This window comes from Clostridium sp. CS001, assembly GCF_020443565.1.
In the GTDB taxonomy this organism is placed as follows: Bacteria; Bacillota; Clostridia; order Clostridiales; family Clostridiaceae; genus Clostridium_AD.
The window spans coordinates 262,661-288,718 of sequence record NZ_JAIZZN010000001.1; the positions used below are offsets into that span (position 1 = coordinate 262,661).

27 protein-coding genes are annotated in these 26,058 nt (G+C 31.9%); 3 read left to right on the forward strand and 24 right to left on the reverse strand.

Annotated features, from left to right (window positions below; translation table 11 throughout):
• Nucleotides 1-41: 41 nt before the first annotated feature.
• On the reverse strand, nt 42-1,235 hold the full coding sequence (locus tag LGK97_RS01240; protein WP_226257910.1) for an acetate kinase: 1,194 nt from the start codon (nt 1,233-1,235) through the stop codon (nt 42-44).
• Between the two features lie 46 nt (nt 1,236-1,281).
• Complete coding sequence (gene pta / locus LGK97_RS01245) at nt 1,282-2,283, reverse strand: phosphate acetyltransferase (protein WP_226257911.1); 1,002 nt, start codon at nt 2,281-2,283, stop codon at nt 1,282-1,284.
• 296 nt (nt 2,284-2,579) lie between these two features.
• On the opposite strand from pta, the gene LGK97_RS01250 reads away from it, so the two are divergent.
• Nucleotides 2,580-3,803 (forward strand): nucleotidyltransferase, encoded by a 1,224-nt coding sequence (locus tag LGK97_RS01250; protein ID WP_226257912.1) that lies wholly within the window; start codon nt 2,580-2,582, stop codon nt 3,801-3,803.
• Nucleotides 3,804-3,887: 84 nt separating this feature from the next.
• Nucleotides 3,888-5,060 carry a sporulation integral membrane protein YlbJ gene (gene ylbJ / locus LGK97_RS01255; protein ID WP_413228404.1) on the forward strand — a complete coding sequence of 391 codons (1,173 nt, stop codon included), beginning with the start codon at nt 3,888-3,890 and terminating at the stop codon, nt 5,058-5,060.
• Here ylbJ and LGK97_RS01260 read toward each other — a convergent pair.
• The 6 genes from LGK97_RS01260 to LGK97_RS01285 form a co-directional block, all read right to left on the reverse strand.
• Nucleotides 5,043-5,567, reverse strand: a complete 525-nt coding sequence (locus LGK97_RS01260) for an ATPase (protein WP_226257913.1) — start codon at nt 5,565-5,567, stop codon at nt 5,043-5,045. The genes ylbJ and LGK97_RS01260 overlap by 18 nt on opposite strands.
• A 10-nt stretch (nt 5,568-5,577) precedes the next feature.
• Nucleotides 5,578-6,060: a pantetheine-phosphate adenylyltransferase gene (gene coaD, locus LGK97_RS01265; RefSeq protein WP_226257914.1), complete on the reverse strand. Its 483-nt coding sequence runs from the start codon at nt 6,058-6,060 to the stop codon at nt 5,578-5,580.
• A 94-nt stretch (nt 6,061-6,154) separates the two neighbouring features.
• Complete coding sequence (rsmD, locus tag LGK97_RS01270) at nt 6,155-6,706, reverse strand: 16S rRNA (guanine(966)-N(2))-methyltransferase RsmD (protein ID WP_226257915.1); 552 nt, start codon at nt 6,704-6,706, stop codon at nt 6,155-6,157.
• A gap of 76 nt (nt 6,707-6,782) precedes the next feature.
• Nucleotides 6,783-8,819 carry an ATP-dependent DNA helicase RecG gene (recG, locus tag LGK97_RS01275; protein WP_226257916.1) on the reverse strand — a complete coding sequence of 679 codons (2,037 nt, stop codon included), beginning with the start codon at nt 8,817-8,819 and terminating at the stop codon, nt 6,783-6,785.
• Between the two features lie 62 nt (nt 8,820-8,881).
• Nucleotides 8,882-10,525 carry a DAK2 domain-containing protein gene (locus LGK97_RS01280; protein ID WP_226257917.1) on the reverse strand — a complete coding sequence of 548 codons (1,644 nt, stop codon included), beginning with the start codon at nt 10,523-10,525 and terminating at the stop codon, nt 8,882-8,884.
• Between the two features lie 13 nt (nt 10,526-10,538).
• Nucleotides 10,539-10,907, reverse strand: coding sequence for an Asp23/Gls24 family envelope stress response protein (locus tag LGK97_RS01285; protein ID WP_226257918.1), 369 nt, complete (start codon nt 10,905-10,907; stop codon nt 10,539-10,541).
• A 192-nt stretch (nt 10,908-11,099) separates the two neighbouring features.
• On the opposite strand from LGK97_RS01285, the gene rpmB reads away from it, so the two are divergent.
• Nucleotides 11,100-11,291, forward strand: coding sequence for a 50S ribosomal protein L28 (gene rpmB / locus LGK97_RS01290; RefSeq protein WP_226257919.1), 192 nt, complete (start codon nt 11,100-11,102; stop codon nt 11,289-11,291).
• 254 nt (nt 11,292-11,545) lie between these two features.
• Here rpmB and LGK97_RS01295 read toward each other — a convergent pair whose 3' ends face one another.
• The 16 genes from LGK97_RS01295 to LGK97_RS01370 form a co-directional block, all read right to left on the reverse strand.
• Nucleotides 11,546-11,713: a hypothetical protein gene (locus LGK97_RS01295; protein ID WP_226257920.1), complete on the reverse strand. Its 168-nt coding sequence runs from the start codon at nt 11,711-11,713 to the stop codon at nt 11,546-11,548.
• A gap of 122 nt (nt 11,714-11,835) precedes the next feature.
• Nucleotides 11,836-12,471, reverse strand: a complete 636-nt coding sequence (locus tag LGK97_RS01300; protein ID WP_226257921.1) for a thiamine diphosphokinase — start codon at nt 12,469-12,471, stop codon at nt 11,836-11,838.
• A gap of 1 nt (nt 12,472) precedes the next feature.
• Nucleotides 12,473-13,123, reverse strand: coding sequence for a ribulose-phosphate 3-epimerase (gene rpe, locus LGK97_RS01305; protein WP_226257922.1), 651 nt, complete (start codon nt 13,121-13,123; stop codon nt 12,473-12,475).
• Nucleotides 13,120-13,986 carry a ribosome small subunit-dependent GTPase A gene (gene rsgA, locus LGK97_RS01310; protein WP_226257923.1) on the reverse strand — a complete coding sequence of 289 codons (867 nt, stop codon included), beginning with the start codon at nt 13,984-13,986 and terminating at the stop codon, nt 13,120-13,122. The genes rpe and rsgA overlap by 4 nt, the downstream gene beginning before the upstream one ends.
• A 41-nt stretch (nt 13,987-14,027) precedes the next feature.
• Nucleotides 14,028-15,914, reverse strand: coding sequence for a Stk1 family PASTA domain-containing Ser/Thr kinase (gene pknB, locus LGK97_RS01315; protein ID WP_226257924.1), 1,887 nt, complete (start codon nt 15,912-15,914; stop codon nt 14,028-14,030).
• On the reverse strand, nt 15,889-16,635 hold the full coding sequence (locus LGK97_RS01320) for a Stp1/IreP family PP2C-type Ser/Thr phosphatase (protein WP_226257925.1): 747 nt from the start codon (nt 16,633-16,635) through the stop codon (nt 15,889-15,891). The genes pknB and LGK97_RS01320 overlap by 26 nt, the downstream gene beginning before the upstream one ends.
• A gap of 2 nt (nt 16,636-16,637) precedes the next feature.
• Nucleotides 16,638-17,684 carry a 23S rRNA (adenine(2503)-C(2))-methyltransferase RlmN gene (gene rlmN, locus LGK97_RS01325; RefSeq protein ID WP_226257926.1) on the reverse strand — a complete coding sequence of 349 codons (1,047 nt, stop codon included), beginning with the start codon at nt 17,682-17,684 and terminating at the stop codon, nt 16,638-16,640.
• 9 nt (nt 17,685-17,693) lie between these two features.
• Nucleotides 17,694-19,025, reverse strand: coding sequence for a 16S rRNA (cytosine(967)-C(5))-methyltransferase RsmB (rsmB, locus tag LGK97_RS01330; protein WP_226257927.1), 1,332 nt, complete (start codon nt 19,023-19,025; stop codon nt 17,694-17,696).
• 72 nt (nt 19,026-19,097) lie between these two features.
• The gene (fmt, locus tag LGK97_RS01335) at nt 19,098-20,027 is read right to left on the reverse strand and encodes a methionyl-tRNA formyltransferase (RefSeq protein ID WP_226257928.1); all 930 of its coding nucleotides are present in this window, start codon (nt 20,025-20,027) and stop codon (nt 19,098-19,100) included.
• 1 nt (nt 20,028) lies between these two features.
• Entirely contained in the window at nt 20,029-20,481 is a 453-nt protein-coding gene (gene def, locus LGK97_RS01340; RefSeq protein ID WP_226257929.1) for a peptide deformylase, read from the reverse strand.
• 17 nt (nt 20,482-20,498) lie between these two features.
• Nucleotides 20,499-22,700: a primosomal protein N' gene (gene priA, locus LGK97_RS01345; RefSeq protein WP_226257930.1), complete on the reverse strand. Its 2,202-nt coding sequence runs from the start codon at nt 22,698-22,700 to the stop codon at nt 20,499-20,501.
• Nucleotides 22,701-22,746: 46 nt separating this feature from the next.
• A complete protein-coding gene (gene coaBC, locus LGK97_RS01350; protein ID WP_226257931.1) occupies nt 22,747-23,937 on the reverse strand; it encodes a bifunctional phosphopantothenoylcysteine decarboxylase/phosphopantothenate--cysteine ligase CoaBC in 1,191 nt (396 codons plus the stop codon).
• A gap of 1 nt (nt 23,938) precedes the next feature.
• Nucleotides 23,939-24,157, reverse strand: coding sequence for a DNA-directed RNA polymerase subunit omega (gene rpoZ / locus LGK97_RS01355; RefSeq protein ID WP_226257932.1), 219 nt, complete (start codon nt 24,155-24,157; stop codon nt 23,939-23,941).
• The gene (gene gmk / locus LGK97_RS01360; protein ID WP_226257933.1) at nt 24,150-24,761 is read right to left on the reverse strand and encodes a guanylate kinase; all 612 of its coding nucleotides are present in this window, start codon (nt 24,759-24,761) and stop codon (nt 24,150-24,152) included. The genes rpoZ and gmk overlap by 8 nt, the downstream gene beginning before the upstream one ends.
• On the reverse strand, nt 24,761-25,033 hold the full coding sequence (remA, locus tag LGK97_RS01365; RefSeq protein ID WP_226257934.1) for an extracellular matrix/biofilm regulator RemA: 273 nt from the start codon (nt 25,031-25,033) through the stop codon (nt 24,761-24,763). The genes gmk and remA overlap by 1 nt, the downstream gene beginning before the upstream one ends.
• A gap of 13 nt (nt 25,034-25,046) precedes the next feature.
• Nucleotides 25,047-25,925: a YicC/YloC family endoribonuclease gene (locus LGK97_RS01370; protein WP_226257935.1), complete on the reverse strand. Its 879-nt coding sequence runs from the start codon at nt 25,923-25,925 to the stop codon at nt 25,047-25,049.
• Nucleotides 25,926-26,058 lie beyond the last annotated feature (133 nt).

Genomic DNA, 26,058 nt, shown 5'->3' on the forward strand with positions numbered 1-26,058 from the left:
ATTTATCATAGAAATTAACAATGACTTATTATATTAAAGCTTTATTTTGTTAAAGCTTCAGTGTCTCTTGCAATTACTAATTCTTCATTTGTTGGTATAACGAATATTTTAGTTTTAGAATCCTCTGTATTTAATTCTACAGCTTTTCCACGAACCTTATTCTTAGCCTTATCTAAAACTGCACCTAAGAATTCTAATCCGTTACATATATCTTCTCTTGTTTCTGGAGAGTTTTCACCAAGTCCAGCAGTAAATACTATTGCATCTACTCCACCCATTACTGCAGCATAAGATCCTATGAAAGTTTTAACCTTATAGCTGAATATATCAAGGGCTAATTGAGCTCTATGATTTCCTTGTTCCCATGCAGCTGTTTCTATATCTCTAAAGTCACTACTTACTCCAGATATTCCTAAAACCCCTGATTTTTTATTCATTAAATCATTTACTTCATCGATTGTTAAGTTTAATTCATGCATTATATATGTTATTATAGCAGGGTCAATACTTCCACATCTAGTTCCCATAGCTATTCCTTCAAGTGGCGTAAATCCCATACTTGTTTCAACTGATACACCATTTTTTACTGCAGTAATACTTGCACCATTTCCTAAATGACAAGTGATTATTTTTAAATCTTTTATATCTTTACCCATCATTTCTGCAGCTTTAGCTGAAACATATTTGTGAGATGTTCCATGGAATCCATATTTTCTAACGCCGTGATTAGTATATAAATCATATGGAAGTGGATATATATATGCTGTTTCAGGCATTGTTTGATGAAATGCAGTATCAAATACAGCTACCATTGGTGTATTTGGCATTAATGCCATGCACGCATTGATTCCAATTATATTAGCTGGATTATGAAGTGGTGCAAGTTTAGAACATTCCTTCAAATCCTGCATTACTACATCATTAATTAAAACTGATTGTGCATATTTTTCTCCGCCATGGACGATTCTATGGCCTGCAGCGCCTATTTCTGATAAATCCTTAATAACACCATGCTCAGCATCTACTAGCGCTCCAAGCACTAATCTAATAGCATCTGTATGGTCTTTCATTATCTCTTGAATAATATATTTTTCTCCCTTAGCCTTTTGAGTTAATATTGATCCTTCTATTCCTATTCTTTCTACTAATCCTAGGGCTAAGCATTCTTCATTTTCCATGTTTATCAATTGATACTTTAAAGATGAACTTCCACAGTTTATAACTAATATTTTCATTTAATATGCCTCCAATTGCTATGTTTATTATGTTTATTTTATATAATTATCTTTGGATTTGAGCTTGAACTGCTGTTACAGCAACAACATTAACTATATCCTGAACACTGCAACCTCTTGATAAATCATTTATAGGCTTAGCAAAACCTTGACAAACCGGTCCAATCGCCTCAGCATTCGCGAACCTTTGTACTAATTTGTATCCAATGTTTCCTGATTGTAAGTCTGGGAACACTAAAACATTTGCTTTCCCAGCTACGCTACTGTTTGGTGCCTTTTGTTTTCCTACACTTGGAACGATAGCAGCATCTAATTGAAGCTCACCATCGATTTGTAAATCCGGTCTAGCATTTTTTGCAATTTCAGTAGCTTTAGCTACCTTATCAACTAATTCATGTTTTGCACTTCCCATAGTTGAAAAAGATAACATTGCAACTTTAGGTTCGAAATTACATAAGCACTTTGCATTTTCTGCAGTACTAATAGCAATTGATGCTAATTCTTCTGCATTAGGATTTGGATTAACAGCACAATCTGCAAATAGTAGCAATCCATCTTCACCATATTCGCTGCTAGGAACTTCCATTATAAAGAAACTTGAAACAACCTTGATTCCTGGTGCTGTTTTAATAATCTGCATTCCAGGTCTAAGTAAATCTCCTGTAGTATGTATTGCTCCTGATACTAAACCATCCGCTTCGCCCATCTTAACCATCATGGTTCCAAAATACAAACAATCTTGCATTGTCTCTAAGGCTTTTTCTAAAGTCATTCCTTTATTTTTTCTTAGCTCATAAAATTCATTTGCATAAGCATCAGTTTTTGTAGAAGTCTTTGGATCTATAATTTCTATACCTTCAAGGTTAACTCCAAATTCAGATGCTTTTGTTTTAATTACATCTAAGTCACCTATTAGTATTACCTCAGCTAATGAATTATTTTTGATAATTTCACTAGCTTTTATAGTCCTTTCCTCTTCGCCTTCAGGAAGTACAATTCTTTTCTTATCAGCTTGTGCCATTTTGCATATCTTCTCTATAAACGCCATTCTTATTTCTCCTTTCAGTTATAATCAAGTTACGTACACTATTAATATACTCCTTTTATGCTATACATTTCAACATAAAATAACAAATTGCTTTATGTATATTATACTCAATATATTCAAAATTTTCACTATCTTTATTTTATTGTTGAAATATATTTACTTTTATTAAGGTGTCTTATAATATATAATATAGCTAATTATATATTATATATTCTTTTCGTGTAACTATTAGCTTATAATTTATCCAAAAATAACTTAACTAGTCAAATTAATATAAGCTTTCGTGAGGTGTTTTAATGAATGTTTCAGGCATAATTGTGGAATATAACCCATTACACAACGGTCATTTATATCATATTAACAAAACTAAAGAACTTACAAATTGCGATGCCTTAATATGTGTTATGAGTGGAAACTTTGCTCAACGTGGAATCCCATCTAGCATAGATAAATGGACAAAAACCAAAATGGCGCTTCAAAACGGAGTAGATTTAGTAATTGAAATACCTGCTATTTACAGTGTGTCCTCAGCAGAATTTTTTTCCTTCGGCTCTGTTAGTCTTCTAGACAGTTTAGGAGTAGTAGATAATATTTGTTTTGGCAGTGAACATGGTGATATTGATGATATATATAATATTTCAAATATATTATATCAAGAGCCTACTGATTTTAAATTACTACTTAAAACTTATTTATCTAAAGGAATTGCTTATCCCAAAGCTAGAGCTAACGCACTTTATGATTATTTAATAAATTCAAAAATGGACCTTTCTAACCTATTATTAGATGATTTTTTAAATTCATCTAATAATATACTAGGTATTGAATATTGCAAGAGTTTAATAAAATTAAATAGTTCTATTAAACCTTATACTTTAAAAAGGGAAGGGGCAACTTATAGTAGCAATGTTCTACATAGTGAATTTTCAAGTGCAACAGCTATAAGAAAATTTGTAAAAGAAAAAGGCTGCTTAACAAAGCTAGAAGACCATGTTCCAAAATCAGTATTAGCAGAAATCTTAAACCTATACTCACAAAATTATGAGTTTACTTTTGAAGACTCCATGTTTCCTTATATAAAACATAAATCCTTTACTTCAAAAAACTCATTAGTAAATTTACCAGATGTCTCTGAAGGTCTTGATAATAGAATTATTAAGGCTTTGCAACACAATTTAAGCTATTCAAGTGCATTAGATGATATAAAAAGCAAACGTTACACTTATACACGAATTGCTAGGATCTTATGTCAATACTTCATAGGATTTGACAACTTTGATACTAATAGATTACGATCAATGCCTTGTCCATATGCTCGTGTTTTAGGATTTAACTCAAGGGGGAAATCAATTCTTAAATCCATAAAATCAAATAGTAGCATTCCCCTCTATACAAAGATCTCTAAAGTCACAAATGAGACTTTAGAACTAGATATACAAGCTACTAAAGCTTATAGCATTCTAAATAGTAGTATATCCCCTAATAGCGATTATTTGATATCCCCTATTATTATAAATTAAAATTAAAATTAATATTTAAAATACATAAGTCCATTACTATTTAAATATATTTAATACAGCATTACTTTAAAAAGGAGTTTAAAATTGAGGTTACTATTAATTATGCTGTTAGTTATCATAGTCCTCTTATTATTTAAGTTGTTTAAGACTTTGAAAGTAAATATTTTAATAACAATAGTTTGCTCTCTTATTATTCTCCAAATAATATTAGCACCAAATATTTGTATTCGCTACACTATATCCGGTGCCAAATTGTTCTTTAATGCAGTTTTCCCTTCTCTTTTTCCATTTTTAGTTGTTATAAACATTATAATTAACTACGATGGCATTCATATTTACTCAAAGTTACTAGGGAATATACTTTGTAAACCCCTAAGATTACCAAAAGAATGTAGCTTTGCCTTGGTGGTTAGTACCTTATGTGGTTATCCCTTAGGTGCAAGGTATACTTGCGATTTATACGAAAAAAAAATAATTGATTTAAAAACTTGTGAAAGATTACTAAATATTGCTTCTAACGCAAGTCCCCTGTTTATCATAGGTTCAATTGGAGCTTCTATGATGTCAAGTTCTAAAATTGGATACATATTATTAGCTTCTAATATTTTATCTTGTATGTTTATGGGGTTTATTATTCCTTCAAATAACTATTCTTATCGAACTAAAAATTGCAATTATTTAAGCCCTAAAGTTACCGATAAAAATATTGGAATAACACTTAAAAACAGTATAGAAGATGCCGTGAAAAGCTGCCTAAATATAGGTGGTTTCATTGTAGCATTCTCAGTAATAACGGGAATTATTAAAGATAATGCGATATTTCACATTATCCTAAATAAAGCGTCTTTAATTACTGGTTCATCAGGAAATTTTATAGAAGGTTTATTACTGGGCATGTTAGAAATGACCAATGGATGTTACTTAATATCTCTTAGCAGTTCAAATCTCTATGTAAAACTTCCAATTTTAAGTTTTTTAATTGGATTTAGTGGCTTATCTATAATTTCTCAAGTTTATAGCTATACATACAAATATGCACTCTCAATAAAAAAATATATTGCTCGTAAATTTATTCAAGGGATAATTTCTTCAATTTTAACAATAGTTTTATACTATGTTTTCCTACAGAGTTCATCTGTTTTCGCTTTTAATAACATAGGCATATATAAGAGTGATAACCTACACATTTTACTATTAATAATTCTAATTATTCCACTATTACTTAAAAATATAACTAGGCTATTTCATATCCCTTAACTCTTTTACGTTCTCTCTTATTGAATTTGTAGTTTCCGTAAACTCTCCCTGCATCATTATTAAAAATCCTTGAACATCGTCTTTAACCTTATGAAGCATTTGCTGACCCTTTAATTCAATCTCTTTGTCTAACTCCGATAATATTTCGTCTGCATAATCTTTAGCACCTAGCCTCATAGTCTTAGCATCTCTTTGCGCCGACGCTATGATTTCTTCTGCTCTTGTTTGTGCTTCTTTAACTAGGTCCTGTTTTTCAACTCTTCTTTTTATTTTATCCATGGTTTCATCCTCAAAAACCTTTGCTTGTTTTTTTGCATCAGTAAGAATTCGTTCTTTTTCATCACAAACCCATTGAGCCCTTTTAAATTCTTCTGGCAAATGATTGGTAATCTGATCAATTATATCTAATATTTCTTTTTTATTTATAACTGCCTTACCTGTAACAGGTATCTTTGAGGAACTCTCAATGATTTCTTGAAGGTATTCTAAAAGTTTTATAACATCCATACTTTTCCCCCTATTTAGAATTAATTTTCTTCATTATATCTGGGATAATTTCATCAGGAACTAATCCCTTAATACACCCTCCAAACATTGCAACTTGTTTAACCGAGGAAGAACTTAGGTAGCAATATTCTGCCTTAGTCATTATAAATACCGTTTCTTTAGTTGGATCTAGCTTATTATTCATTGATGCCAGTTGAAACTCATAATCAAAATCTGAAACAGCTCTAAGGCCTTTAACAATAACCCCTGCTCCTTCTTCATTCATAAGATCAACAAGCAAACCACTAAACTGCTTGACCTGCACATTTGGCAAGTTTTTTACTAGTTTTTTTATTTGCTCCACTCTCTCATCTACAGTAAAGAGCCCTTTTTTATCGGGGTTTACAAGAACGCCTACAATTAATTCGTCAAAAATCTTGGCAGCCCTCTCAATAATATCTAAATGTCCATTGGTTATTGGGTCAAAACTTCCAGGGCAAATTGCTTTTTTCATGTTATTCCTCCACTTTTCATCCGCCCTTGCAACCATTATTTGCTGTCACTCAAGCTGTATTACTCTAGAATCTTAACAACTCTTAGTTACTAGACTACTTATACTCATAAAACAATACCGTAGTATTGCCATACTTTCTTAAATCACAAAGATAAATAATAGAATTTCCCTGGTATATTTCCTCAGAGGAATCTATTTTGCAAACAATTAATCCATCTTTCCTTAAAAGACAATTTGCCGCAATAATCTCAATTGCAGGCGGAATCATGTCTTTAGCATAGGGTGGGTCTATAAATATTAAATCAAAAACAATTTTTTCATCAGCAAATTGCTGCATATATTTATACGTATCCCCTTTTAAACATGTACATTTATCATTAAACTTTAAATTATCTACATTTTGCTTTAACATTTCAAATGTAGTATCTCCCATATCAATTAGATAGCACTTTTCAGCACCTCTGCTTGCTGCCTCAAGACCTAAGCTACCTGTCCCAGAGAACATATCCACCACTACTGAACCACGTGTCCTGTTTTGGATTATATTAAATATAGATTCTTTTATTCTATCTAAAGTTGGTCTAGTTCCCATTCCAACAGGTGACAATATCTTTTTCCCTTTTGCACTTCCTGAAATAATTCTCATATGTTTATTCCTCCATTTAAGCAAGTTTCGATAATATTTTAACATAACTATGTAATTTATACAAAGATATTTTTACCTAATTGAAACAAATATAGTTAGCACTTTTCTCAATTTTATCTATTATTTCATTCTTTATTTTTACATCTTCAGTATTATCACTTTGCATTAATTTTTTTGCTTCACCATTCGCAATCTTTAAAACATTAATATCTTCAATTACATCTGCTAAAATTAATCCTGATTCACCATGCTGTTTAAATCCAAATAGTTCTCCTGCACCCCTAGTTTTTAAATCTTCCTCAGCAATAAAAAAGCCATCGTTACTTTTTACCAATACTTCTAATCGCTTTTTTACTATATTGTTTGTAATATTAGCCAAAAGTATGCAATAGGACTTATGTATTCCACGTCCTACCCGTCCCCTAAGTTGATGTAGTTGTGCAAGTCCAAATCTTTCTGCGTTTTCGATTATCATAATTGTAGCATTTGGAACATTTACGCCAACTTCAATTACAGTAGTCGCAATCAGTGCTTTTATTTCTCCACTTTTGAATTTATCCATGATTTCATTTTTAAGTTTACTAGGCATTTTACCATATACCATTCCTATCTCTATATTACTAAAGTGTTCCTTTTTTAATTTCTCATAAAGCTTCTCAACTGAACTTAATTTCATCTCTTCATTTTCTTCAACTAGTGGGCAAACGATGTAAACTTGCCTGCCCTTATTAACTTCACTTAAGGCAAATTCATAAACATACTTACTTTTGGACATACTTTCATAGGACGTATCAATTTTCTGCCTACCTGGCGGTAATTCATCTATAATAGAGACTTCTAAATCACCATATAAATATAAAGATAATGTTCTTGGAATAGGAGTAGCAGTCATTACAAGAATATCTATATTTTTTCCTTTATTAGAAAATCTATTTCTTTGTGACACTCCAAACCGATGTTGCTCATCAGTGACAATCATACCTAAGTTTTTAAATTCAACATTATCTTCAATAAGTGCATGAGTTCCAATAAGTATATCAATGGCACCATCTTTTAACTCCTGCTTAATCAATTCTTTGTTTTTTTGCGTGGTGCTTCCACTTAACAATTGTATTTTAAGCTGGAATTTTTTTAATACCTTTTGAATTTCCTCAAAGTGTTGCTTTGCTAAAATTTCAGTTGGAGCCATCATAGCTGTTTGATAACCATTCTTTACCACGTTAAACATAGTAATTATAGCAACTATAGTTTTGCCACTTCCAACATCTCCTTGAACCAGTCTATTCATACCTATATTTTTCTTTTGATCTATTAAAATTTCACGTACAACTTTACTTTGTGACTTAGTAAGCTCGAAAGGAAGACACTCTTTTAAAGTTGTGAGTTCTTTAGTCATTTTGAATTGAATACCCTCATTATGATCTTTTATAAACTCCTTTAGCATTAGTATTTTTAATGAATAGTTAAATAGCTCTTGAAATTTAAGTCTTCTTCTTGATTCATTAAGTAGCGCCAAATTATTGGGACTATGTATATTTCTTATAGCATCATTTAAAGAACAAAAATCATATTTTTTCACAAGGTCTTTAGGCAAATTTTCTTTTATTTCAACGTTACACAACACGTCTGATATAATTTTATTAAAAAAATTATTTGTAATATTGCTTTTAAGTGGATACTTGGCAATTATTTTATTTTCATCCATGGATGTATTTTTCACTATTTTAGGATTCATAATTGTGATTTCATCTTTAAACTTATCCACTTTTCCTGTAATAATATATTTATTTGAAATCTTAAAACTATTTTTTGCATAGGGTTGATTAAACCATTTTCCCTTAAATTTGTTTTCATCTTGACAAAATTCTATTGTAGAAAGAGTTTTATTATTTTTTAACCTGACATCTTTTAATATATTTAAAACAGTACACTCTATAATGACCTTTTCACTTTCCACGCAATCCAATATACTTTTCTTAGCAGATACTTGTTCATAATCTCGTGGGAAGTATAATAGCAAATCCAGTACATTAAAAATCCCACATTTATTCATAGTTTCAGCCATTTTAGGACCAACACCTTTTATATACTTTATATCACTATAAATATCCAAAAACACCACTCCAAAAGTAAGATTTTAATACCAACTAAATAAGAAAAAAAGCCCTAAGGCTTTTATTCAACTGAAACAATAAAATAATATAGTGGTTGCTTTCCATTATAATATTGAATATCTATATCTGGATATTTACCCTCTAAAACAGAAATAAATTCTTCTACTTCACCTTCACTACAATCTTCACCATAGAAAATTGTAACAAGTTCACTATCACCGGTGATCATACTATCTATAATGTCTTCACAAACCTTATAAATATCTGTTCCAACCTCTTTAATATTTTGTTCAACTAAACCTAATATATTTCCTTCTTTTATTATTTTACCATCAGCCTCAGTATCTTTAACTGCAAATGTTATAGACGCTGTTGCAACATTCTTAATTGCTTCTTTAAATATATTTTCATTTTCTTCTGCACTAGCCTCTACATTAAACATGGTTACAGCAGTTACTCCTTGTGGTATAGTTTTCGATGGAATAACTATTACATTTTTTTCTGACAATTCAACTGCCTGAAGCGCTGCCATAAGTATATTCTTATTATTTGGCAATACAAATATATTATCTGCATTAATGCTATTTATAGCGTCTAATATATCTTGCGTACTTGGATTCATGGTTTGGCCACCTTCTATTACAACATCCACACCTAAATCCTCAAAAATATTTTTAATTCCTTCTCCAAGTGCAACAGATACAAATCCATATTTTTTGTTTTCAATAACCTTTTCTTGCACAGTTTCTTGAACTTCATTCTCTTCAATGCCTAATAAATTTCTATGTTGTTCTTTCATATTCTCAATCTTTATCTTGGACAGTTCCCCTAGTGTTACTGCTTTTGAAAGTACCAGCCCTGGATCATTTGTGTGAATGTGAATTTTAACAAATTCATCCTGAGCCACCACAACCATTGAATCTCCAAGTTTTTCTAAATAATTCTTTAAATCAATAGTATTTGGGTTTTCTGTTATAACTAATAATTCAGTACAGTATGCAAACTTTATATCTACAGGAATATCACTGGCTACGGGTATAAATGCCTCTGATTTAGAACCTTGCTTGTCTGATTTATTAATTGTAGCTTCCATGTTACTACTTAAGGCTTCATGCATTCCCTTAAATAATATTAATAGTCCCATTCCTCCTGCATCAACTACCTTTGCCTCTTTTAATGCAGGAAGCATATCTGGAGTTTTATCTAGCATAATTTCACTATGCTTACAAACCTCTTTCATAAGTATAAGCACATCATCTACTTGAGTATTAACCGCGCACTCGCCAGCTGCCTTAATAATAGTTAAAATGGTTCCTTCGGTTGGTCTCATAACAGCCTTATATGCAAAATTTGCACCTTCTAAAATACTTTTAGCAAACTCTTCCGAAGTAGCTTCATGGATGCCTTCAAGTCCTTTTCCAATGCCTCTAAATATTTGTGACAATATAACACCTGAGTTACCTCTTGCACCCATAAGCGCGCCTCTAGCTACCTTTTGTGCTATCTCTCCAATTGAGGTTGTTTTCATACCTTCAATTTCACTTACAGCTGCTTTAAATGTCATTGACATATTGGTACCTGTATCTCCGTCTGGAACCGGAAACACATTTAGGGCGTTTACGTATTCTTTTTCATCTTCCAACCTATTTGACGCATTTATTAGCATATTTCGGAAATGTTGTCCGTTAATTTTTAAGTATTCCACTATCCTTACCTCCTTAGACCCTTACACCTTGGACGTTTACTGTTATTGTTGCAACTTTCAGTCCCGTATAATTTTCAACATTATATTTTATTTTTTGAACTATGTTATTTGCTATAACAGAGATTTTTGTGCCATATTCAACTATTACATATAATTCAATAACTAGCTGATTTTCATTAGAATCTTCATTTTCCTTAGAATGAATTTTAACGCCTTTATTTAAACCATCGCTCTTAATCAATTGCCAAAATCCGTCCTTGGCATTTTTTAAAGCCATGCCAACAACTCCATAACACTCCATTGTGGAAATGCCAACTATATTAGCTAAGGCTTCCTCTGAATAATATATACTACCATTCTCGTTCGTAATGTTACCTTTCATTGAAATTCCTCCTTATACTGCTATATACATTATTTTATATTATAATACTAATTTATTCAAGAAAATTAATTTTATAATTAATTCGTAACTATAATTCTGTATTTTACTTGCAAGGTGAGTAGTATTTATGTTACAATAATTTGTGTTTCAATGGAAATGAATTTTTCTTCGTAGTCTAAGGAGGTGTTTTCAATGTCAAGAAAATGCGAAATATGCAATAAAGGTGTTATTTCAGGTAGCCAATATAGTCACTCACACCGTCTATCAAAAAGAAAGTGGGCTCCAAACATACAAAAAATCAAAGCTATAGTTAGCGGAACGCCTAAATCTATACATGTATGTACTAGATGTCTTCGTTCAGGTAAAGTACAACGTGCTATATAATTGAGGAATAAAAATGCAGCTGTTAAAGCTGCATTTTTTATTTAAAAGTTACTAACTATAATTTATAAATTTTTGTATCCCCAAGGTTTTTATGTTATTTTCTAAGAAAAAACTTTATTATTTTAGACATAAATCTCGGTAATTTTATGGCCATAATACGCATCTCTTACCTCCCAACATGAACTTTGCAAAAACATCTCTAGAAATTACCTATATATCTTCACATTACTATTAAATCATCATCTGTGATATTGTTAATGATTTTTATCATTGATTATATTGAATCCAAAATAAACAACTGCCCCTCCTACTGCAATTATCCACCACCAAAACGGAACAACTACTACAGTTATAATTCCTATTCCTATGCATGCAATTATTATCCCCAGTTGCTTTTCTAAACACTTATAGTACTTTTTCATAGGTTATTCCCCCCAAAAGTATTCCAATATTATTATATGATTCATTATTACTAATGTTACTCAATAAAAAAAACTATTTTTCTATTGAATTCATCAATAAAAAAATAGTTTTTACATATATGTTAATCTGATGATAATATTATCATCAGTGTGCCAGTTTTAAACTTAAGGTTCACAATATCCCCTAAAAATTCATTGGAAATTGTTATACTCTCTCCAATTTTCAAATTATAATTATTCAAAGAATATTTTGCACCTTCAATGGTTAGCTGAGTTACTTCATCTCCATAGGCTTGCAATGAGAATATTTGACCACCTGTGCCCCTTAATGAAGTCGATGAACTAGTTAACCTAATATTATTGTTTTCATCCTTAACGTAGGCATTAACGCCGTTTTGCAAGCAAATCTTTAGCATTCCTATGTTACCTAGTAAATGATCAACTCTACTCCCTGTGCATCCTAAGAATACTATTTCACTAGGCTTCATACTCAGAGCCTTTTTAACAGCAATTTCAGTATCAGTAAAATCCTTTTCTGTAGGGTAAACATCCATAGTACAATTACTCTTTTTAAAATATTCCAATACATCTCTATCAATGGAATCAAAATCTCCTAAAAGCAAATCTGGTTTAATATTGTATTTATACAAACAATTAGCACCACTATCCGCTGCAATTAAAAATGTATCTTCTGTAACTTCCTGCAGCAAAAGTTCTTTAGATGGTGGTTTTCCCCCTGATATTATTATAACCTTCATGTTAAATTCCAGCTCTTAGAGTTCTTATATTTTTCTCTATTTCTCCATTTTTAAATACAGCTGAACCGGCAACAATTACATCTGCACCGTTACTCACAACTTTCCCAATATTAGTTTCATCAATGCCACCATCTACTTGGATCATAAGATTCTTATTGCACTTATCAGCAATAGCTCTAACTTCCTTAATTTTTTCTGTGCAGTAATCAATATACTTTTGTCCGCCGAATCCAGGATTTACTGACATAATAAGTACCATATCAACATTGCTTATTAAATGTTTAATGCAGTCTACAGGCGTAGCAGGATTCAATGCAACCGCTGCTTTAACCCCAAAGCTTTTTATGTAGTTAATGGTTCTATCAATATGTCTATCAGCCTCATAATGAACAGTTATAATATCAGCTCCAGCCTTTACAAAGTCTTCTACATATCTAGAAGGCTCTTCTATCATAAGATGCACATCAAATGTTAATTTTGTTAGTTTTCTAATACTCTTAATAATTGGGGTACCAAAAGAGATATTTGGTACGAACATACCGTCCATTACATCAATGTGAATCATATCCGCACCACACTCTTCTAACTGCTTGATGTGTTCCCCTAATCTTGAAAAATCTGCTGATAATATTGACGGTGCTATTTTTATCATCTTTTATTCCCCCTAGCAATAATTTCTTCTAATGTTTTTATATAAAATTTATATCTATACGTGTATATTTCTTTTGCTGCTACCGCGTCTTTAACGCTACAGTTAGGTTCTTTATGATGTATACAATTTGAAAATCTACATTCACATCTATACTTTTCAAACTCTGGAAAACAATACTGCAACTCTTCTTTCTCTATGAAATCTATGTTTAAGGATGAAAATCCTGGAGTATCCAGCAAAAATCCCTCTCCACATTCAATAAGCTCACTATGCCTAGTAGTGTGCTTCCCCTTCTGCGACTTTTGACTTACTTCTCCAGTTTTCATTGCTTCTCTTCCAACTAAGCTATTAAGGATAGTTGATTTTCCAACCCCAGAGGGTCCACAAAAAACACTAATATTATCTTTTATCTTTGTTTTAAGCTCATCAAGACCTTCTCCTTCTTTTGCTTTCAAAAATACTATATCACAGCCCACACTTTTCAATTCTTTAATAAGTTCATCGTCAACTTCCTCAACTAAATCTAACTTATTTAAACAAAGAACTATCTTTAGTTTGTAATATTTACAAAGCACTAGAAATTTATTAAGTAAATCCATATTCAAATCCGGTTTTTTGAAAGCAAAAACAACAAAAGCTTGAGTAACATTAGCAACTACAGGGCGTATCATCTCTGTTTCCCTGGTAAAAATCTTTTCAATTACGCCTTTATCCTCTGTTTCTAGTATTACCTCAACCTTATCACCAATAACAGGGGAAAGCCCAGAATATCTGAACTTACCCCTTGCTGTACATTCTATGATTTTATCTTCGGCTTTTACAAAGTAAAGCCCACCGATACCCTTCATGATTATCCCTTGCATATAACCTCCATGATTTATCTTTCATTGACTTAATTAATTAGTTATTGTGTCACTGGTGGTACTGGTTCTTTTGCTGTTAACGTTATAACATCTCCAACATCGGCCTTATCCCCCGGCTTTCTATCTTGTGATTCAATAATATAATCATCATTTCCAACAGTATTAATACTTATATCCAGGCTTTCAGCTAAAGCTTTTGCCTCTGCAATTGTTTTCCCCCTAAAGTCCGGAACAACAAATTCTTCTTTTTTAGGCTCTTCATACCTATAATAGCTAACACCTACGGAGTTACCTTCAATGACTTCTGCATATGCAGCAATATCTTGATTGAAAATCTTCCCATCTTGAGACTTATCATTAGTCACTATTTCCTTTTTATTGCCTAATTTCAGCTTTTTATTTTGTAAAACTCGTTGTGCTTCATCTAAGGATAAGCCATTTAAATCTGGCACTTTAGTTGATTTAACTTCAGCTCCCTTACTTATTACTAAACTTATCTTATCGCCCTTTTGCACTGGACTATCTTCACTTGGATTTTGACTCATTACTATGCCACTGGCAATGGTATCACTGAACTCCTCTGTAACATTACCTAGCACTAGTCCGCTTCCTTCAATAAGAGATTTTGCTGAAATTTTATCATACCCTTTAACAAGAGGAGCGGTGAAACTTTCTAATCCTTTACTAATATAAACCCTTACTTCTTGATTAGGTTTGACTTCCGTTCCCTCTTCTGGAAAACAGGTTGTAACAACGTCCTTTGGCTTATCGCTATTCACTTCATCTGCTACTGAAAAAATGAGTCCTAACTTTTTAACTACCTCTTCTGCTTCTTTTTTATCAAGCCCTACAATTTTAGGCACTAATATTTGATTCGTAACTTTGGGTTCACCTGGCGCTCCGCCTTTTGTTAAAATGTATCCTAAAGCGCTACCTAGAAGAATTACTAAAATTATTGCAACTGAAATTATTATTTTTGTTTTGCTTTTTTTATTAACCTTATTTTTTTCTCCCTTAGGCACTTGTTCCTTTTCATAATCTAGTACATTTACAGGCTCCATAATTCTTGTGTATTCATTTTCATTGCTGCTTGTTGGTATATTGTAAGAACTGTTATTTTGTATCCTCTTCAAATCTAAAAACATCTCTTTTGCAGTTTGATATCTTTTTATAGGTTCCTTTTCAATAGCTTTAACTATTAATTTATTTAAATTCTCAGGAATATTACCATTAATTTGTTTAGGTGGTATAATTGGTTGTTGGATATGCTTTAATGCCACAGAAACAGGACTTTCTGCGTCATAAGGCACCCTACCTGTTGTCATCTCATAAAGCACTATTCCGAAAGAATAAATGTCTGTTCTACAGTCCACAAAACTCGCTTTTGCTTGTTCTGGTGAGAAATAATGAGCCGACCCCATTACTGTACTAGTATTAGTGATGGTTACAGAGCTAGTGGCTTTTGCTATACCAAAATCCGTAACTTTAACTGTTCCATCTTCAGTTACTAGGATATTATGAGGTTTGATATCCCTATGTATAATTTTATTCTTATGAGCACATTCAAGTGCTTTAGCAATTTGCATTCCATAGTCTATTACCTGATCACAATTCATGCTACCATTTTCAAGTATAATTTGCTTCAATGTTTTTCCTTCTATATATTCCATTACAATATAGTTAATATCCCTTTCACTTCCAACATCATAGATATTAACTATATTATTAGATGAAAGACTAGCTACTGATGCAGCTTCTCTTTTAAATTTTTCCATAAAGTCTGCATTATTTGAGTATTCTTCTTTTAGTATTTTTACTGCAACATAACGATTGAGTAAATGACACTTAGCTTTATAAACTATTGCCATTCCACCCTCTCCAATTTTTTCAAGGAGTTCATATCTACTCCCTAATATGGTTCCTATCATCTCTGCACTCTCCTTCAAATACGATAACTGATATGTTATCGCGTCCACCCTTAGATTTGCTCAAATCCACTAGCATTTTGCAACTAGAATCATTATCATTTTCCATAATAATATCATACATTTCAGAATAAGTCACATCATTAGTAAGCCCATCTGTACATAAAACACACTTGATTACCTTTGTCAAATCAACATCAAATAAATCAACTTCCACTAATTCATTCGTTCCAAGTGCCCTTGTAATAATATTTTTATTTGGATGATTTCTAGCTTTCTCTTCAGTTATAGTACCATTATCTAAAAGTTGTTGTACCAAAGAGTGATCTCTTGTAATCTTTGATAGCTCTCTTTTGTTATCAATAATATAACAACTACTGTCACCTACGTTTGCAACCACCATTTTATTTTGTTTCTTAAAACAAATTGTTACAGTTGTACCCATTCCTTTAAGTAAATCACTTTCTCTTGCAATATCATAAATTTTTTTATTTGCAGATTTTATCCCTTCTGAAAGCACATCTTTCATGTTCAAACCGTGGTGATTACTTTTAATATAATCAATTATAATCTTAGTTGCAAGTTCACTGGCAACTTCTCCTGCATTATGCCCACCCATCCCATCTGCTACAATATAAATTTCAATATCATCGCCCTCAAAATAACCTACTGAGTCTTCATTTGTCTTTCTAACATTTCCCACATCAGATAAAATCCCCAGCATTGTTACACCCCCTTATTTAAGTTCTTCTCCTTAATGTAGCTTCTTCTAAGTTGTCCACATGCCGCATTAATATCAAGTCCCATTTCTCTTCTTATTGTTGCCAAAATATTATTAGCTTCAAGCACTTTCATAAACTCAGCAACATCGTCATTTGAAGATCTTTTTAATTCATTTTCTTTTATCTCATTGACTGGAATTAAGTTAACATGACAAAGCATGCCCTTTAATAACAAACTTAACTTCTCTGCATCTTCACGGCTATCGTTAAGACCTTTTACAAGAGCATATTCAAAAGTTATTCTTCTGTTAGTCTTACTTATATAGTACTTGCACGCATCAATAACTTCTGCAATAGAATACTTATTTGCTATTGGCATAGTCTTCACTCTGGTCTCGTCTGTAGGAGCATGAAGTGAAATAGCCAGTGTTGTTTGCACGTTAGCATCTGCGAACTCTTTGATTTTAGGTACAATACCACAGGTAGAAATAGTTATATGTCTTTGCCCAATATTTAATCCATCCTCTGAATTCACAATATCAAGGAATTTCATTACATTTTCAAAGTTATCAAAAGGCTCCCCACTTCCCATTAATACAACATTAGAAATTCGCTCTCCAATTAGATTCTGAGATTTCATTATCTGAGACAACATCTCTCCGTTGGTTAAGTTTCTAACCATTCCGCCAATGGTAGAAGCACAAAACTTGCATCCCATTCTACATCCAACTTGCGAGGATATGCATATTGAATTTCCATGTTTATACTTCATAACAACACATTCAATTAAATTACCATCATTCAATGAAAAGAGATATTTTCGTGTATCGTTTTGTTTTGAACTATATTCCTCTATAAGCTCTGGCATTCCAATATAAAAATTATTTTGTAGCTTTGCTTTTACAGTCTGTGGAATATTATTCATATTTTCAAATTTAAAAGTACCCTTATAAATAAAGTCCCATACCTGTTTTGCTCTAAATTCAGGTTCTCCATTACTTTTCATCCATTGCTTTAGTTCTATTAAGTTTAAGTCCAAGATATTTTCCACTTTATTCACCTACCACGACTTTATAATTTTGGTTATAAAAAAACCATCCATGTACTCATTTGGTAATATTGTAACAGAACCTTTATCGCTATAACTTATATTATTAAATTCGCCATAAAACACTGGTTCAATTTTAAAATCCGGATGTGATTCTATAAACCACTGAATGTTCTCTTCATTTTCTTCCTTGTTAAGAGTACAAGTTGAATATACAAGAACCCCACCTTTTTTCACGTATTTTGAAGCGTTATCCATTATCTTTCTTTGTGTTTCTATTATACTTTTCATGTTACTTATGTCTTTGCTCCACTTTATCTCTGGTTTTTTTCTTATAATTCCAAGACCAGAGCAAGGTACATCCATAAGCACTCTGTCTGCTGATTCAAATAACTCCTCTACATAAACTGTAGCATCCATAACCTCACAGGTTGTATTTGTAATTCCTATTCTTTTTAAGTTTTCATTAATTAATGATAATTTGTTTTTATGTATATCAAATGCATGCACATTTCCTGTATTTTTCATAATTTCTGCAATATGTGTTGTTTTCCCTCCTGGGGCACTACAAAGGTCCAAGACTTTTAAATTTGGCTCAAGTTCCATAGACATTGCTGTGAGCATTGCACTTTCATCTTGAACAGTTATATAACCTTCGTTGAATAACAGGTTATTCTCTATATTTTTCCCTTTAATAATTCGTATAGCCTGTGAGCATACATAACCCTTTTCTATATTGTATCCATTTTCTATAAGTTTTCCCCAAATTTCTTCATAAGTTAGCTTTAGAGTATTTACTCTAACCGTAACATCAGGTTTATAATTTAATCCTTTTAGTATTTCTTCCGCTACAGTAGATCCATATTGTTTTATAAAAAGTTTAACCAAGGCCTTAGTGAAGGAATATTCAAAGCATAATCTTTCAATATCATCCTTTTCATTATAGTAATGGACATCAACATCCCTTAGATAATTTCGCAGAACACCATTAACAAGTTTTGATGCTCCTATATTGCTCTTTTTTTTAGTTAAATTTACAGCCTCATTAACTACTGCAAAGCTAGGGATCTTATCTAAAAACCTAATTTGATAAATTGATATTCTTAGTATATTCAAAACAAAACTATCTAATTTGTCTATGCCTTTCTTTATATAGTTACACAATATCTTATCGATAGTATACTTGTATTTCAAAGTGCCATAAACTATTTCTGTAACTAATGCTTTATCTTTATCGTTTAATTCTGACTTGTTAAGTTCTAGTCCTAATACTATATTCGAATAAGCATTTTCATTTAATACCTTTTCTACAACTGTAATTGCTACTAACCTACTATTATCCATTTTGTTACCTCAATCTTTTATTAGATTTTATTTATTTATATAATAATAATCAGTCTTACTTAAAAACAAGTTTTATTTTAAAACTACGCCTTCATCAATACTATTTCCTACTATATAATCCCTTACTTTTATAGTTTTTTTACCTGGGAATTGTATCTCTTCCACAAGCAAAACTCCATTTCCTGTAGACACCTTTAATCCTTCTTTTGAAACCCCTATAATAGTTCCAATTTCCTTACTGGACTCTTCATTTAAAACTTTTGATTTATATATCTTCATAACAGTATCTTTATAGTGAGTATATGCAATTGGCCACGGATTTAATCCTCTTATGAAGTTATGAATATTAACATTGCTACACTTCCAATTTATGTTTGCCATTTCCTTACCTAGCATTGATGCATATGAGCTTTGATCATCATTTTGCTTAACCGGTTTTATGTCATTATTTACTATACCATTTATTGTTTTAACTAAAAGTTCCCCACCACTATTCATAAGAATATCATGTAATTCTCCAGCTGTCATAGCACTTGGCAACTCAATTTCTTCTGTCAAAAGCATATCTCCTGTATCAAGCCCAACATCCATAAGCATTGTTGTATTACCACTTTTACTTTCGCCTTCTATTATACACCAATTTATAGGAGCTGCACCTCTATATTGGGGTAATAAAGATGCATGCAGATTTATACATCCGTATTTTGGTATATCTAAAATTTCTTTAGGTAGGATCTGACCAAAGGCTACTACAACTATAAAATCTGGTTTTAACCCTTTAATTATTTCTATCATTTCCTCATTTTTTTTAAGTTTCAATGGCTGATATACTGGTATATTATAACTCTGTGCTAACTGCTTAACAGGTGATGCCGCTAAATTCTTACCTCTTCCTTTTGGCCTATCAGGCTGAGTAAAAACAGCAGAAACTTCAAAATCATTTATAAGTCTTTGCAATGGAGGCACAGAAAATTCTGGTGTTCCCATAAAAATTAATTTCATATTACTCCTCCTCATCCTCTAATGCTTTATCTATAAAAAGCACTCCATCTAAATGGTCAATTTCATGGCACAGGGCTCTTGCAAGAAGTCCTTCCCCTACAATTACTGTCTCTTCTCCGTTTTCGTTTAATGCTTTAACCGTAACTTTTAAAGGTCTATCTACACTTTTCTGTGCACCAGGCACACTTAAGCAGCCTTCATTAGTCACCTGTGAGCCTTGCATATCTACTATTTGCGGATTAATAATTGTTATAGGCCCGTTACCAACATCGACAACTGCTATTCGTTTTAAAATGCCAACTTGTGGTGCAGCAAGACCTACACCTTTAGAATGATACATTGTTTCTGTCATATCTTTTATTAGTAATAAAACCCTAGGGTTAATCTCATCTACCACTTTGCTCTTTTTTCTTAAGATGTCGTCTCCATAGGTTCTAATATTTCTTATAGCCATAAAAACCCCTCCTTATTCTAACTCATGCTACTTGGGTTAATATCTATGCTAACCCTAATACTATTATAAACATTTTTAACTAGTTCATAAACTAAATTCTTTATTTTTTCTGCTAAAAGCTCCTCAATACTACCCTTGATGATAATTTGCCACCTGTAGAAGTTCTTAATTTTAGAAATACCACAAGGACAAGGACCTAACAATGTAATTTTATCATCATTTTGGATCTTATATTTTAAGTTTATACCAACATTTTGTATACTTTTTATTAACAAATTTTCATCTTCAGAGCTCATGGTTATAACCAGAATACTTGTAAAGGGAGGGTAATCCATTGTTTTTCTCATATTAATTTCATTTTTATAAAAACTATCATAGTCATTATTTGCTGCATATTGAAGGGTACAATCATCAGCATTATAAGTTTGAATAACTACATTTCCTTCTTTTTTGCCTCTACCTGATCTTCCTGAAACTTGAGTAATCAGTTGAAATGTCCGTTCAAAGGCCCTAAAATCAGGCAAATTTAATGATAAATCTGCTGCAATAACGCCTACTAAAGTAACATTTTCAAAATCCAATCCTTTAGCAACCATTTGAGTTCCAATTAAAATATCTGCTTGCCTCATTTTAAAGGTGTTATATATATATTCATAAGAATTTTTTTTCCGAGTTGTATCAAAATCCATTCTCAGTGTTCTTGCACTTGGAAAAATCCTATTAATTTCTTGTTCAATTTTTTCAGTTCCCACTCCAAAGTACTTCACATAGCTACTCCCACAACTAGGACATGTTTTACTTATTTTCTCCTTTTCTCCACAGTAATGGCAAGTTAAGTATTCGCCTACATTATGGTAGGTTAACGAAATATCGCATTTTTTGCATTTAAAAACATAACCACATTTTCTACAGGAGACGAAGGTTGAAAATCCTCTTCTATTTAAAAATAATATAATCTGCTCTTTTTTCTCTAGAGCCTGTGTAATCCCTTCATGTAGTGACTTACTAAATATTGAACGATTGTTATTCATAAGTTCTTCACGCATGTCGACAATTTCCACTTTTGGCATAGCCGCACCATCTGCTCTCTCGCTTATGGTAATTAATTCCAACTCGTTTTTAGTAGCTTTATAATAGCTTTCAATAGAAGGTGTTGCTGAGCCTAATAATAATTTACAATTTTCTAGTTCACATTTCATGTAAGCTATTTCACGAGCATCAAATTTAGGATCACTATCAGATTTATAACTTGCTTCATGCTCCTCATCTATAACAATAAGTCCTAGATTTTCAAAAGGCAAAAAGATAGCTGATCTTGCCCCAATAGCAATGTTAACATTCCCAAGTTTTACTCTCATCCATTCGTCAAAACGTTCTCCATCCGATAGCTTACTATGGAAAACAGCTATATTACGCCCAAATCTCCCTTTGAACCTCTCCACCATTTGAGGTGTTAAAGAAATCTCTGGTATAAGTATTATAGACTGTTTATTTTGTTTTAACATATAACTAACCAAATTCATATATATTTCAGTCTTTCCACTACCAGTAACTCCATGCATTAAAAACTTTTTCTTCTCTGAATTTATTATTAAATCAACCGATTGCTGTTGCCTAATATTTAACACCTTTTCTTCATATCTTGAATATGTATTTTCGTTATATCTATTAATTACAATTTCTTCTGTAGCTAAGAATCCATATTTAATCAATGTATTAATTGATGATAATGATTTATTAAAGTTTTTACTAAAATCGCTTTTGTTGTGTTTCATACTATTCATTTGTACTAATTCGTAAATATTTTTATAAGGCTCACTTAAAAACTTGCCCTCTAGTTCCTTGCCTACAGTTAGTACCTGCATAGTTTTGCTTCTTATCCCTTTTGTTATACCCCTTGGAATAATAACTTTAATGCATTCTAAATATGTACAAAGATATTTTTTTTTCATAACTTTAATAAGTTCAATATCAGTTATTTTAAGCAAAGGCATTTCATCACAAACACTTTTGATATCCTTAATTTTATTCACATTATCACACTGCATATAAAGTTCCAACACAAAAGCATCTAAAGTCTTATTTCCCATGCCGAATGGCACCTTAACTCTAAATCCTAAATTAATTTTTCCCATTAAATCAACAGGTATTTTATATGTGAAAATCTTATCCACTTGAACCGAATCGTTATTAACCACAACTCCAGCATACTGATACACTTAATCACCCTTTTTTTTTAAACATTCTATAATATAAAAAAGCGCATTAGCGCTTTTTATTTATTAAATTAAACAATTCCCTAGCAACTTGTTTTTTGGGCATTTTATCTATTGCTATTGGATCGTTATCTTTGCTTAGGATAGTAACTTTGTTTTCTTCACTTGCAAAACCAATATCTGTTCCTGTTATATCATTAGCAACAATATAGTCTAAGTTCTTTTTTAGAAGCTTTTCTTTCGCATTTTGCAGTAAATCATTACTTTCAGCAGCAAAGCCAACTAATATTTGTTTCTTTTTATGTAATCCTAATTCTTTCAAAATGTCATTATCTCTTATTAGTTCTAAGTTTAATCCGCCTTCACCCTTTTTGATTTTAATACTAGAGTATAGTTTGGGCTTATAGTCTGCTACAGCCGCCGATTTTATAACTATGTCACTATCTTCATAATTATTTAATACAGCCTCTCTCATCTCTTCATTAGTATTTATCCTTATAAAATTTACTCCAAAGGGAGTGGGCTGATTACATGGACCAGATATTAAAGTTACAACTGCCCCTCTGTCTCTGGCTTCTTTGGCAATTGCATATCCCATTTTTCCAGAAGATCTATTTGTTATAAATCTTACTGGATCAATAGGTGCAATGGTAGGACCTGCTGTAACTAAAACCTTAGTACCCTTCATATCTTTTAAATCATATAAATTACTCATAATTACTTCAAAAATTTCTTCAGTTTGTGCTAATTTACCTTCGCCTATATCTCCACAAGCAAGTCTACCCGATGTTGGAGAAATAAAATCATAGCCAAAGGACTTAAGCTTTTTAATATTATCCTGTACTACCAGGTTATTGTACATATTAACATTCATAGCCGGGGCAAAAATTACTGGTGCCTTGGTTGCCATAATAGTAGTAGTAAGTATATCATCAGCGATGCCATTTGCAACTTTGCCAATTATATTAGCCGTTGCTGGAACAACAATAAGTAAATCTGCTTTTTTAGCAAGAGATATATGTTGTATCTCCCACGCTTTAGGCTCCTCAAACATATCATGTACTACCATGTTTTGACTGAGGGATTGAAAGCTTATAGGATTTACAAACTCCATTGCAGATTTAGTCATGATGACATGTACGCAAACATTTTCTTTTCTTAACCTACTAATGATATCTAAGGATTTATATGCTGCTATCCCACCTGAAACACCAATAACTACCGTTTTTTTATTTTCCATATTACTTTATTCCTTCTTTTGTTGTAATAGCAACAATGGCTCCTTCTTGAATTTCATGTATAGCTATAGTAACAGGCTTAGTGGAATCCACATGTACAAGTGGGCTTTGACCCTCTATTATTTGTCTTGCTCTTTTTGAGGTTGCTACAACTAAAGAATACCTGTTGTCTACCTTTTTTAATAAATCTACTATTGATGGGCTAATCATTGAATTATTCATTACTTATTTCCTCCTTTAGAAAATCTGCATTCATTCTACCTACTCTACATCTTTCTGCAATTATAATGCTTTGAATTTTTTGACAGGCATTAGATACAGTGTCATTTACCACTGCATAATCATATTTTGATACAAAGCTAATTTCTTTATGAGCGGATGTAAATCTAGTAATTAGGGACTCTGGTGTTTCACTGCCCCTATTTGTAATTCTATTCTTTAATTCCTCCATAGATGGCGGAAGAATAAAAATAAATAAACCCTTGGGATAAGCCTTTTTCACCTTAAGGGCACCTTGAATATCTATTTCAAGTATTACATCTCTGCCACCATCTAACACTTTTAAAACCTCGGATTTAGGTGTCCCATAATAATTTCCGTAAACCTGCGCATATTCAAGAAAATCATCTGATGCAATTCCTTCTAAGAACTTTTCTCTAGTTATGAAGTGGTAACTTTCTCCTTCTACCTCTCCATTTCTTGGACTTCTTGTAGTAGCAGAAACTGAAATCCAAAAATCGTTCTTTTGCAAAAGCTCATTGCAGACAGTCCCCTTTCCAGCACCAGAAGGCCCTGAAATAACAATAAGCTGACCTCTACCCCTCATTATTCCTCAACCTCATCTATTCGTTCATCATCTTTAGCAGATAACCTATGAGCAACAGTTTCAGGTTGAACCGCTGATAGAATAACATGGTCACTATCAGTGATAATAACTGCCCTAGTTCTTCTTCCATAAGTTGCATCAATAAGCATACCTCTATCTCTTGCTTCTTGAATTATTCTTTTAATTGGAGCTGATTCAGGGCTAACTATAGCTACTAGCCTATTTGCTGAAACAATGTTTCCAAAACCTATGTTTATCAATTTTATACTCATCACTTACCTCCGTTTATTCTATGTTTTGTATTTGTTCTCTAATCTTTTCTATTTCACTTTTCATATTAATTACCGTATTTAAAATTTCTAAATCATTTGCTTTGGAAGCTATAGTGTTAGTTTCTCTATTCATTTCTTGAATAATAAAATCAAGTTTTCTGCCAATAGGTTCATCTAGAATTAAAGTCTCTTTCATTTGCACAATATGGCTATTTAGTCTTACAATTTCCTCGTCAATGCCAGCTTTATCCGCAAAAATTGCAACCTCCATAGCCACCCTATTCTCATCAAAATCAACATCTTTGTGTAGCGTATTTAGTCTTTGTATTAGTTTTTCTTTATACTCACAAACAACAAAGGGTGATCTTTCCCTGACCCTGTCAACTAGCCCTTGGATTAAATCACATTTGCTTATAACATCCTCTAACAGCTTTTCGCCTTCTTTTTCTCTCATAAAAAGGAGAGCTTCAAGGGCTTTCATTAATGATTGCTCAATATGCTCAAAGGTTTCTGAAACATCTTCTTCCTTTTGCTTAAGCGTTAATACTTCTGGTAATCTAGATATTTGAGCAAGAGATATATCATCTTTAATATCATATTTATCTTTTAAAGTTTGCAAGCAATTCATATAACTCTCCGCTAACTTTTCATTTAAATAAGCTTCAACATCTTCCTTATCATAATTTCCTTGAGTTACAAATACATCAAGCTTACCTCGTTTTACTTTTTCACTAATTACCTTTCTGATTTTATCCTCAAAAGATATTAATACTCTAGGCATTCTTATATTAGTTTCGAAATACCTATGATTAACACTTTTAATTTCAATGGTAAAGCTTTTACCATCCTTTTCATAGCTCCCGCTACCAAATCCTGTCATACTCCTAATCATAACAACGCATCCTTCCCATGTTCACAATGAATCTTTATAATTATACATATATTATTACCTTACTTTCAAGGTAAAATTAAAATTCCTTAGTTTTATTGCGATTATATATTAAAATCGCTGTTAAACCGTAATT